Origin of the sequence: Bradyrhizobium sp. Mp19 (genome assembly GCF_029952935.1) — a bacterium.
GTDB classification, from domain to species: Bacteria; Pseudomonadota; Alphaproteobacteria; order Rhizobiales; family Xanthobacteraceae; genus Bradyrhizobium; species Bradyrhizobium elkanii.
Genome location: NZ_JASAUT010000113.1, coordinates 1 through 11,114, shown reverse-complemented (window position 1 = coordinate 11,114; position 11,114 = coordinate 1). Strand labels below are relative to the sequence as shown.

The window sequence follows — 11,114 nt, the reverse complement described above, 5'->3', positions numbered from 1 at the left end:
AAGGTGGACTTCTCTTGCTTCGGGTATCATCCCGACCTTGAATCACGACTCACGTTCCAAGAAAAGTGGGTACTAGTATTCACTCGCGTCCGGCTGGTGACACAATGTCGGCAACCCGACTCTGCGTCTCGTGCTGCGCAGAAGAGACGCATCATCCTATTGTCATTGAAGCTTAACTACACAGAGTCTCTGGTGGCACATCAATTGCTAGTCCAGACTTTGCCCGGGGATCAGTTCCGGTCCACGCGCTGGGGAGAATCAGCTATGACGAACAAGATGCTAGGCCGATCTGCGCAAGCTCGCGTCGCCACCGGAAGACGTCCGGTGGTCGAGATACCGTCCTCATCACAAGATCAACAAGGAGTTGTTCATGCTGACAACCCCGGAGGCGCGGGTTTGCGCACCTCATCACGGCCTATCGCGCACGGCCTGCGGCCGCACACCGCGGTCATGAATTTCATCGAGGGCGCGCGCGCCATTACCGAGAGTGAGCTGCAAGCCAACAACATCACGCAGTATCACGCCACAAATTTTTATCGCGATCAGATCACCAACAGTGGCTACTACGACCAGCTTAAATACATTGTAGAGCCCACAATTGCTGAGTTCAAGAGTCCCGGAAGTCTTGACACCAGCGGCGAGCATGACAATACCGTCGTGCCCGGGCTTCAGCACAAATACGCGCAGACCGGTCTGCTGCTGGTAACGGACCGTTGCGCGTCCTATTGCCGTTACTGCTTTCGCAAACGCATCGTCGGCAAGGACTCCGATGAGATCGCGCCCGATTTCGCCCGGGTCGCGCAGTATATCGCCGGCCATCCTGAGATGACGAACGTGCTGCTATCTGGAGGCGACCCGTTCGTGCTCAGCACCGCTAAGCTCGGCAAGATTCTTGATCATCTGCTACCGATCCCGCACTTGGAGTCAATTCGATTCGGCACAAAAATAGTCGCCTTCGCACCCAGGCGGTTTGAGGATCCCGCACTCCCGGCGTTGTTCCGGCGGATCAGTGAAGCGGGAAAGACCGCAGTGATCGTCGCGCATTTCGACCACATCGGCGAGATCTCGGTCGATGCGGAGCGCAACATTCGCGCGCTACGCGCACAGGGCGTGCAGTTTCTGAATCAGTCCGTGCTTCTGGCGAAAGTCAACGACGATCCCGAAATCTTGGCGGCGACCTTTGCAAAGTGTCACCAAATGGGCGTCCGCCCTTATTATCTTTTTCAAGGCAGGCCGGTGAAAGGCGCATCGCACTTTCAGGTCTCGCTGCGGCGCGGTATAGAGATCGCGCGCGGCATCAACCGACGTCTCAGCGGTATCCAGAAGACGTTCAAATACATCATGTCCCATTACACGGGGAAGATCGAGGTTCTCGACCTTGGTGCCGATGGCCGCGTGTATATGCGATATCATCAAAACAAGATTCCCGAAGAACTCGGAAAGGTCTTTTCCCGGCGGCACGTCGAGGGCGCCTGCTGGTTGGACGATTTGCCCGAAGGCTGAGATCGAAATGCGCGCGATGCTGATGCCCAACTTGGAGCGCGTGGAGCTCGACGGCCCTGCCGCTTCCGTAGGGCAGCGCCACGAGGCTGTGGTGACGGCTTTCCCGAACGCTACCGAAGCCGGGGTGGAAATCCTGCGCGCCGGCGGAAACGCGATCGACGCCGCTGTGGCCGCCGCCTGGGCGCTTTGCGTGTGCGAACCCAGTGCATCGGGTCTGGGCGGGCAGACCGTGTTGCTCGTCCGTTTTGCGGATGATCGAATTCGGATCATCGACGGACATTCCCGTGCGCCCGCAGCCGCTTCGCTCGACACGATCAAAGCGGGCCAGCAGCGGCGCGGGTATCGCTCCTGCACGATTCCATCGACTCCCGCGACGCTGGACTGGGCGCACAGGAAATACGGCGTGCTCAGCCGCGAAACTGTGATGGCGCCAGCGATCCGCATTGCGGAAGAAGGCTATCCGATCACGCCATTGCAGCACCGACAAGCCCGATGGGTGGCCGATGATCTGCGAGCATCGCCGGCCGGTGAGCTGTTTCTCCAAGACGGTCTGCCACCGGAAATCGGCCACATGTTTCGACAACCGGAGCTCGCGGGCACGCTTCGCCGGTTGGCCGATTTCGGCACCGAGGACTTCTATCACGGCGGAATTGCCCGGCAGATCGCAGCCGATATGCGAGCGGCCGGCGGTCTCATCACCGAAGAAGATCTAGCAAGCTGCGGTCCGCCCGCACAGGTGGAGCCGGTTTCGACGTCCTATCGCGGCCATCGGATTCTCAGCATCCCGCCGCCTAGCGGCGGACTGCAACTCTTGTTTGCACTTAACATCATCGCGCAGATATCAGCGACAAACTCGGAGTCATCCGACGATAGCTGGCACGAAGCGATCGCGCTCGCGTCATCCGCCGTCTTTCGCGAGCGGGAGCTCCGCCCGTTGCTGCCCGATGATCTCATTCCGCAATCGCGTCAAGGGCGGTTGAGCGAAGATTACGCGCGGCAAGTCGCAGATAGCATCCTGGCGCCGCAAAGTACCAAAGAGCTCGCGACCGACAGTGCCGAAGAACCGGGCGATACGACCCATCTTTCGGTCTGCGATCGAGATGGCATCATTGTAGTGCTGACACAGTCTATCCAATCGGTGTTCGGCGCCAAGGTGGCACACCGGGATCTGGGTTTCCTCTACAACAATTATCTGTGCACGTGTCCCCGCCTTTCTCACCCCTATGAGCTCGGACCAGGTTGTCGACCGCGCTCGAACATGGCCCCAACGCTGGTGTTACAGGGCGCCACCGGCCGCCCGCTCCTGGCACTGGGCGCCGCCGGCAGTCGACGGATCATTTCGGCAATTCTCCATGTCCTAAGTGGAGTCATCGACTTGGGCTTGGATATCACGGACGCTGTGGCGGCGCCTCGCGTACATGGACTGGTCGGTCGCAAAGTCTGGATCGAGCGGCCGGCAGCCAGCAATGCCCTGTTGGCAAGATTGCGCGCCCGTAACCGCATCCCAATCGTCAAATCACGACTCAATTTTGCGATGGGTTCGGTCAACGCGCTCCAACTCATGACTGACGGAAGCGCGAAAGGCGCTGCCGATCCCCGGCGTGATGGCCTGGTGGAGGTGCTCTCTTGAGTGAAACGTGCAGAAATAAGAATGCCTCGGCGGACGCCGCGCCAAAGACCGATTGGTTGCTCGTGGGCCTCTTTGTCCTGCCGCTCGGCGTAGCGCTCGCCAAACTGCCGATGCTATCGACTTCGTCCATCAGTGCGAGTTTTGTTTCGCTCACAGAGTTACCGGCCCAGTTCCACAAGTCAGCCGAGAGCGTGGTGTTCGTCTCCTTGGGAGCTGTCTTCGTCGTACTCTTTCGCCTCACTCTTGGCGTCAGGGTGCTGGGGCTTCTTCGGCCGATCTTGTTGGCGATGGCTTTCGATACCGTCAGCATCCCGATCAGCCTTGCCTTCCTGCTGTTCGTACTCCTCGTCGTTGTCGCCTTGCGGCCGCTGCTCAAGACAGACCACAGTTACGCGCGAGTGGCTGTGCTGTTGAGCTTGGCGGCAGCGCTGCTGTTTGCGCCTTTGACCGCGGGGGAATGGTGGCATATCGCCTGGCTTCGTGAGATTGCGTTCTTTCCGGTTATCGCCTTGTGTTTGACCTGCGAAAGCTTCGCAAAAGTGCTCGACCAAAATGGAGTCCGTGAAGCGATCTGGCGCGCCTTCACGACGGTGTTGGCCGCCCTCATCATCGTGGCTCTATCGAGTTTGCCAGGCACGTTGGAACTCTTCCTGCGATTCCCGGAACTGCTGTTGGTGCAGGCCGGGTGCATTTTGCTAATCAACAAGTATCTCGATTTCCGCTTGTTGGAAGGAGTGAACCCGCTCGTCGCCTGGCCTTGGGGCGCGGGCACTCCAGGCGAGCCGTCCCTCTCGATCTGCCAAATCCAGGCGAATGAACGTGAAAGCCGGCAACATACAGGGAGCAGCTCATGCGGGTAGCCGTCGTGTGGAACGATGATCATAGGGGCGTGATCAACCACTTCGGTCAACCTTGCCCGGAGAAATACGGCCGCAAGACGGTCGAAAGCGTGGTGGCGGCACTGCAAGAGGGTAACCACGACACGCTGCTGTGCGAAGGTGATAAAGGACTGCTCGCGACGCTTGAGCGGTTCATGCCACCCGATTCGCAAGCCCGCCCTTCAGGGATCGTTTTCAACATGGCGTACGGAATTCAGGGCGAGTGCCGCTACACGCACGTTCCGGCCATGCTCGAGATGGCTGGCGTTCCGTACACCGGCTCCAGCCCGCTCGGGCACGCACTGGCGCTCGACAAGGCCATTACCAAACAGCTCATCCGCGATTGCGGCGTGCCGACGCCGAACTTTCGTGTGATGCGTAGGGGCACCGAGAGTACCGGCGATCTGTGCTTCCCGTTGGTAGTAAAGCCGCGTCATGAATCCACGAGCTTCGGATTGCAGCTCGTATATGAGCCCGCCCAGTTGAGACAGGCCGTAGAAGTGATCGTCACGCAATATGCGCAGGATGCACTCGTAGAAGAATACATCGAAGGGCGGGAGATCTGCGTTGCCCTGCTGGGAAACGGAGAGCTTGAGGCGTTGCCTCTGGTGGAGCAGGACTTCGGCGAGCGCGAGACGCGTCTTATCACTTGGGAAGACAAGATGCACATGGCGGTCGTGGAGCCCCAGAAGATTTGCCCGGCGCAGGTCGGGAGCAATCTCGCGACAATACTGCGGGATATTTCGGTTGCGACCTTCCGCGCCTGCCGCTGCCGGGATTACGCCCGCGTCGACATCCGGATCGACCGCTCCGGGCACCCCTTTGTCCTGGAGATCAACTCGATGGCCGCACTCGGTATCGGCGCGTCTTATGTCCTGGCCGCGAAAGCCGCCGGGTACACCTTCTCGAGTTTGGTCAACGGTATCCTCGACGTCGCCCACGCGCGGTATTTCGGAACTGGCATTTCCCAGGCCGAACAACCGTCAAATCGCGAGCGGATTTATTATGCCGCTGGGTAGTGTGTTGAGAGCTGTCACTTTTTGTCGATCGTATGGTTCGGCGGAGCAACAATAGCGATGTTTGCACAGGCAAATGGAGGGCGGTTTTCCTGCCGGACTCGAAACTGATGATGCAGACGATCGCTGAAGCTGTGCGCTCGGGTTGTTGGTGCCGGCACTTCCGGAGGGATGGGCGGAAACGGCTTGCGTGCGCGAAAGGACCTGGCGGGAAATGCGGCGACATATGCAGACCGCGATAACGACCGGTACCGACTGCCTCGTTATCTTAGCTTTACAGTTGGTGCGCCGGGAGACTGGCAAGGTGCATGGCTCGGATGTTTCAGGAGTCGTCATCTTTCGCAAGACGCTGCGACGAGATCAGCTCCTCAAATTCTTCGCTAGCCGCCCGTGAAGAATTCGGAAGCGATTGATACGTCGCGATGATTTAACCTGAGCAAGTATTCGATTTTGCAAGAAAGCCGGGGGGAGGGTCGGTTTCTTGCGTTTTGGGATACCGGATTTTGGTGGATCGTGATTCCTTTGACGGCAAGATTCGCTGTTGGAGAACGGGCCGTGAGTCAGCCGCGCGACGATCGCCAGGACGACCTATTTCGGGCTTCTCTGGATGCGATCATCAACCTTCGTCATCCGCTGGTGCGGCTTGCGGCGGAGATTGATTGGGATTTTCTGGCGAAGCGCTTCAGCTCGGTGTGTCGCACCGGGCCGGGCCAGCCGCCGCTGCCAACGAGGCTCGTGGCCGGGCTGTTCATCCTCAAACATATGCACAATCTGTCTGACGAAGCGCTGTGCGGGCGGTGCTTGGAATGGATGCCGTCGGCCCAGATGTAGATGTAGCGCTTCGCCGACAGATCGCGCTTCTGCCACGCGGCGTGCTCGTCAATCCGACGTCCTGCAGCCGGCCGATCGCGGATGCCGACAACCCGCCAGCATCGTTGCCGAGCAGCGCCGGCAGCGCCTCGGAGAAGTCGCCGGTCGAGATCCCTTTCAGGTAAAGGATCGGCAGCAGTGTCTCGATCGACTTGGAGTGGCGCATGTTGGCCGCAGCATCGACGGAGAGAACCGGCGCCCAGGTAGCGGCCGCCTCGCGAGCGCGTACACGCGGCCGGCGGACGGCGACCGGACCGATGCCGGCCATCACCTCGCGCTCCGGCAGGTGACCGTGGCGCGCGATGCGCTGGTGGCCGTCCGCGGTCTTCAAATCGGCATGCTGGCCGAGAAAGTCTGCGACTTTGGCCTCGACCGCCTTGGCGAGAAGGCACGTGCCCCGTTGCGCAAGACTTCTGTGAGTTGATCGTCAACGATTCCTGGCTGAATCGGCTGGATGACGTTATCGTTGGACACGGCATATCGCTCCTTCGGTGGAGAAGTGGAGGCGTCAAGCCCCCCCACGGGGTGCCGCCTTTGCGATTCCGCCGTCACCAACTTTCAGCGATAGCTCTCTTGCGCTTCCCGCGCACCGGCCGGTTCAATTCCAGAGGTGGCGCTACCTCACACCGATCTCATCCACCGCGTCCGCCAGCGTCCTCAGAAACGATTGGTGCCAATCATTTTCATCAGACAGCAGCCAAGCCGGTAGGCTGGCTACGTAGCGGCTCAGGGCGATTACGCCCGCAAGCGTAGTAGGCTTGGAGTGGATGAGCACGTCTGCATACTCCTCGAGAGCCAACCCTCTTTCCTCGCTGATCGCGTCGGCGGCATCAAACTCGGGACCTGCGACAAGTTTCGAGGATACCGATGCCGCGGCGGCGTGCTGCGCGGAAAGCTCGCGGTGACGCTCAATCACATCAAAAATCGTATCTAATTCAGTCGCCATGGCGCATTTGCCCCAGGCCACATCAGATCGGCACCAACCAATCTTGGTAGGTGCTTCCAGTCGTTCTCAGCGATACTGTCTGGTAGCGCCCTTGGAATTGAGCCTCTCGGGGAGGTGGTCGGTCTCGCTAATCCAAGGGCGAAGGCTGGCCACCGAAGTTTGCAGCGCGTGGTGGGGACAGCGCTTCCGGAGCCGTGAGCGCCGAGTCACCGCCGCCAACTTCACTGGCAGCGTGGGCGCGGCAGGAACAGCGGCGGGTTTTCACTCTCCACGGCGTCGAGTCATGTCCGCGTGCCTCCAAGTCCGCGTGTGCGCCGCAGAGTGGAGCAACCATGATGCCCACATTTATTGCCTCGTACGATCTAAAAGAGGCTAGGCCAGACCCGCACGAACACTTTCTTACAAATGCGATCGAGTACGGCTGGTTTCCCTGGATTCTGGACCATGACGACACTCTATTTACTCTTCCGAACACCACCTTGGAGGGTTCGTTTGTCGACCAAACGCAAGCGGTCGCAGCACTCAACGCAGCAAGGATAGAGACGGAAAAAGAGCTTGGGATCACGGTCATGATGGAAAAATGGATCGTTTCCCTCGGATGCGTTTTCGTTCTGCGAGGATCGCCTCGGCCCTGCCGAAGTAGGCATCGGCTGCTGTGAGGTTGTCGATGCTCTCATGATAACGGACGTGATTGTAGTGTTCGACGAAGGCCCGTACCTGACGTTCGAGATCACCGGGCAGGTAGTAGTTGTCGAGCAGGATGCGGTTCTTCAGCGTCTGATGCCAGCGCTCGATCTTTCCGCTCGATCTTTCCCTGGGTCATGGTACGGAGCGCCGCGCACATGCTGCATGCCCTTCTGGTCGAGCCACTTGGCCAGATCGTCCGCCACGTAACTCGAACCATTGTCGCTGAGAAGCCTTGGCCGGTGCGCGACGGCGATGTGGTCAAGGCCGGATACAGCGAGTGCCTGGTCGAGGGTGGCTGTGACATCGGAAGCGCACATGGTGGGACCAAGCCTCCAGGCCACGATGTAGCGCGAGAAGTCGTCAAGCACGGTCGAGAGATAGTACCACCCCCATCCGGTGATCTTGAGGTAGGTGAAGTCGGTCTGCCAGAGCTGACTGACGGCCGTCGTCTTGTCCTTGAACTCGTTCGCGGCCTTGATCACCACATAGGCCGGGCTGGTGATGAGGTCATGCGCCAGAGCTGGCCCCGGTTGTTTGGACAGCGCCCCGCTGGATTTAAGTGGATTCCTGCCGGGTTATGCTGAACGCGGGGCTTTACGATTTTGTCGTTGCGTCGGGAGGGCGTAGCCCGACCAGAGCGACGACAAAATCGTCGGCGACGGTCATGCGGCCATCACCATAGCTTGCGTGCCGAAGTAAGCCTCGTCGGGCGTGCGCCCGTCAAGGCTCGAGTGAGGGCGTCCCTGATTGTAGAAGGCCAGATACTTGGCAATTGACGCTAGCGCCTCGGACACGCTGTCGTAGGCGCGGAGATAAACTTCTTCGTATTTGACCGTGCGCCAGAGCCGCTCGACAAACACGTTGTCGCGCCAGGCGCCCTTGCCGTCCATGCTGATGGCGATCTTCGCGTCCAGCTGCGGATTTCACGGATCGTGAGCATCGATTTCGCGCGATCGTGAGCACTGAATTCAGACGATCGTGAGCAGCCCGCTACGGCCGATGGGAGATAGAGTCAGTGTTCTGGTTGGCCGTCAAGGGTGATGGTTTTGGCGCTGCGTTTTCGCATGCTTTCTCCGGTGAGCTGGAGGCGGTGGGCGTTGTGGACGAGGCGATCGAGAATGGCGTCGGCGACCGTGGGGTCCCCAATGGCTCCATGCCAGGTGTCCACGGGGAACTGACTTGTGACGATGGTGGATGCGCGGCCATGTCGGTCCTCGAGGATTTCGAGCAGATCGCGGCGTTCCGCGGCGGTGAGCACCGATAGTCCCCAATCATCCAAAATCAGAAGCTGAGCGCGGCCGAGGCTTTTGAGGAGCCGGGCGTAACGTCCGTCTCCGCGCGCGAGCGCGAGCGCCTCGAACAGCCTTGGAACGCGATGATAGAGGACTGATCGGTTGTCGCGGCAGGCCTTGTGGCCGAGCGCGCAGGCTAACCAACTTTTGCCCAGGCCGGTTGCCCCGGTGACGAGCAAATTCTCGTGGCGATCGATCCAGCGACCTTCGACGAGTTTGGCGAAAACGGCGCGGTCGATGCCCCGCGGGGTGCGCAGATCGACGTCCTCGACGCAAGCAGTCTGGCGCAGTGCGGCGATCTTGAGGCGCGTGGTGAGCCGCCTGGTGTCGCGTTCGGCGGCTTCGCGGTCGACCAACAGGCCGATGCGATCTTCGAACGGCAGGGCTTCGAGATCGGGCGATCGGCGCTGCTCCTCGAAGGCCTTGGCCATTCCGGTCAGGCCAAGCTCGATCAGCCGTTCGTGGGTTGGGTGGTTAAGCATGCCGGGTCTCTCCTTGCTTCAGTGGAAGTAGTCGCGTCCGCGGATGTTGCCGTGGCGCAGGGGCTGGTGCTCGAAAGATTCGTCGAAGAACGTGCGATCGAGGCCGTTCTGGAGGATCGATCTAATCGAGGCGACGGAGCGCGCCTTGATGAGGATGCCCCTCCGGCAGGCTGCGTCGAGGCGTTCGGCGCCGTAGCTTTTGACGAGCGCCAGAATGCCAAGGCAGGTTCGAAAGCCTTGTTCTGGATGGGGCCGGGCGTCGATCACGGCCTGGAAAAACGCTGCTGTCGAAGGACCGATCCGCTCGCCGGCGGCGATCACCGCGGCGGGGGTCCATTCGCCGTAGCGGCGATGGGCGCTGGGCATGTGGTCGGCGATGGTGGTGTGTCCGCGTCGGTTGGGCGCGCGGGCATGGCTGGCGATCCGCTGGCCCTTGTGGAAGATCTCGACCGTCCGATCGTCGATACGGGCATCGACCAGCTCGCCAATCAGACGATACGGCGCGGAGTACCAATGGCCGTCGACCTCGACATGATAATCGGGAGCGAGGCGGCAGCGCTTCCAGCGTGCGAAGGCATAAGGCTGATCTGGCAGCGGGGTTAGCTTGGGTTTGTCGAGTTCGGCAAACAGTTCGGCGCGGCTTGAGCCGAAGCCACGCATTTGACGAGCATTGAGTTCGTCGACGAGTGTCTTGATGGCGGCGTTGAGCTCGGCCCGGGAAAAGAAGCGCTGATTGCGCAGCCGGGCCAGAATCCAGCGCTGGGCGATTTGCACCGCGACCTCGACCTTCGCCTTGTCTTTTGGGCGCCGCGGCCGTGCGGCGAGAATGGCCGTGCCGTAATGGCTCGCCATCTCGGCATAAGTGCGATTGAGGCCGGGATCGTAGCGGTCGGGGTTGCTGACGGCGGCTTTGAGGTTGTCGCAGACCACGAACGTCGGCGCACCGCTCAAAAACGTGAACAAGTTGACGTGGGCCCGGATCCAGTCGGCCAAGCTCTCGCTGGGGCAGGCCTCGGCGTAGGTGTAGTTCGAAGCGCCCATCGCCGCGACGAACAGCTTCATCGGCTGCACTTCCCCGGTCAGGGGATCGACGATGTCGATGGTGTCGCCGGCGAAATCCACGAACACCTTCTCGCCGCCCAGATGAATCTGCCGCATCGAAGGTCGGACCCGCCCCTTCCAGGCCTCGTAGGTAGTGCAGAACCACGTGTACCCGAAACCGTCGGGATTAACGGCGCGATACTCCTCCCAGAGCAGGCGACGGGTTACGTTGCGCCGGCGGAGCTCCTTATCGATGTAGCTCCAGTCGGGCACCGGCCGCTGCGGGCTCTGAGACGCTGGTCGTGGGGCTGGGAAAAGCAAAAGCTCCAGGTCTTCATCGGTCATTCCCTCCGGAAGCGGCCAGCTCAACCCAGCAGAGCGGGCGCGGCTCAGGTAGCTGTGCACAACGCCGTTGCTGACGCCCACGCTCCGCGCGATGGCCCGCTCTGGCAGGCCTTGAAAATGTTCTAACCGAAGGACTTCCTTGATCCGGCGCATCGACAATCTCTGGGTAGGCATTGGGCTTCCTCGTTAACCACGAGGTCATCCCTAAGCCGGTTGAGTTGTCGGCCGAAGCGCTGCAAGGCTCCGAAAGCCTTGCTCACGATCCCGCGAAATCGTTGCTCACGATCGTCTGAAATCTCTGCTCACGATCCCCTGAAATCCGCGCTCACGATCCCGCGAAACGCGCACGTCCAGCAGCACATCGGTGAACTCGAGGCTGGTGAACTGGCTGCCCTGATCCGTGTTGAAAATCTCGGGCCTGCCG

General features: G+C 60.5%; 8 protein-coding genes and 4 pseudogenes. 6 read left to right on the top strand and 6 right to left on the bottom strand.

Annotated elements, in window-relative coordinates; genetic code table 11:
- Window positions 1-264 precede the first annotated feature (264 nt).
- The 5 genes and pseudogenes from QJT82_RS44160 to QJT82_RS44140 all read left to right on the top strand — a co-directional run.
- On the top strand, window positions 265-1,503 hold the full coding sequence (locus QJT82_RS44160; RefSeq protein WP_223153794.1) for a lysine 2,3-aminomutase: 1,239 nt from the start codon (window positions 265-267) through the stop codon (window positions 1,501-1,503).
- 7 nt (window positions 1,504-1,510) lie between these two features.
- Window positions 1,511-3,133: a gamma-glutamyltransferase gene (locus QJT82_RS44155; RefSeq protein ID WP_014498635.1), complete on the top strand. Its 1,623-nt coding sequence runs from the start codon at window positions 1,511-1,513 to the stop codon at window positions 3,131-3,133.
- Entirely contained in the window at window positions 3,130-3,993 is an 864-nt protein-coding gene (locus tag QJT82_RS44150) for a 7TM domain-containing protein (protein ID WP_014498636.1), read from the top strand. The genes QJT82_RS44155 and QJT82_RS44150 overlap by 4 nt, the downstream gene beginning before the upstream one ends.
- The gene (locus QJT82_RS44145; RefSeq protein WP_011090946.1) at window positions 3,984-5,030 is read left to right on the top strand and encodes an ATP-grasp domain-containing protein; all 1,047 of its coding nucleotides are present in this window, start codon (window positions 3,984-3,986) and stop codon (window positions 5,028-5,030) included. The genes QJT82_RS44150 and QJT82_RS44145 overlap by 10 nt, the downstream gene beginning before the upstream one ends.
- 552 nt (window positions 5,031-5,582) lie before the next feature.
- Window positions 5,583-5,834 (top strand): annotated as a pseudogene (locus QJT82_RS44140) (IS5/IS1182 family transposase); the annotation flags it as partial.
- Here the strand turns inward: QJT82_RS44140 and QJT82_RS44135 are convergent.
- Both QJT82_RS44135 and QJT82_RS44130 read right to left on the bottom strand, forming a co-directional pair.
- A pseudogene (locus QJT82_RS44135) lies at window positions 5,822-6,419 on the bottom strand (transposase); the annotation flags it as partial. The pseudogenes QJT82_RS44140 and QJT82_RS44135 sit on opposite strands and share 13 nt — an antisense overlap.
- A gap of 94 nt (window positions 6,420-6,513) precedes the next feature.
- Window positions 6,514-6,843 (bottom strand): hypothetical protein, encoded by a 330-nt coding sequence (locus QJT82_RS44130; protein WP_016848551.1) that lies wholly within the window; start codon window positions 6,841-6,843, stop codon window positions 6,514-6,516.
- Between the two features lie 332 nt (window positions 6,844-7,175).
- Here QJT82_RS44130 and QJT82_RS44125 point away from each other — a divergent pair, with 332 nt between their 5' ends.
- A complete protein-coding gene (locus QJT82_RS44125; protein WP_162130962.1) occupies window positions 7,176-7,502 on the top strand; it encodes a hypothetical protein in 327 nt (108 codons plus the stop codon).
- Here QJT82_RS44125 and QJT82_RS44120 read toward each other — a convergent pair.
- The 4 genes and pseudogenes from QJT82_RS44120 to istA all read right to left on the bottom strand — a co-directional run.
- Window positions 7,411-8,045, bottom strand: a pseudogene (locus QJT82_RS44120) (DDE-type integrase/transposase/recombinase); the annotation flags it as partial. The gene QJT82_RS44125 and the pseudogene QJT82_RS44120 sit on opposite strands and share 92 nt — an antisense overlap.
- 147 nt (window positions 8,046-8,192) lie before the next feature.
- Window positions 8,193-8,432: pseudogene (locus tag QJT82_RS44115) on the bottom strand (integrase core domain-containing protein); the annotation flags it as partial.
- Window positions 8,433-8,542: 110 nt separating this feature from the next.
- Entirely contained in the window at window positions 8,543-9,304 is a 762-nt protein-coding gene (gene istB / locus QJT82_RS44110) for an IS21-like element ISFK1 family helper ATPase IstB (RefSeq protein ID WP_264641754.1), read from the bottom strand.
- Window positions 9,305-9,322: 18 nt separating this feature from the next.
- Window positions 9,323-10,864: an IS21-like element ISFK1 family transposase gene (gene istA / locus QJT82_RS44105; protein ID WP_011090936.1), complete on the bottom strand. Its 1,542-nt coding sequence runs from the start codon at window positions 10,862-10,864 to the stop codon at window positions 9,323-9,325.
- Window positions 10,865-11,114 lie beyond the last annotated feature (250 nt).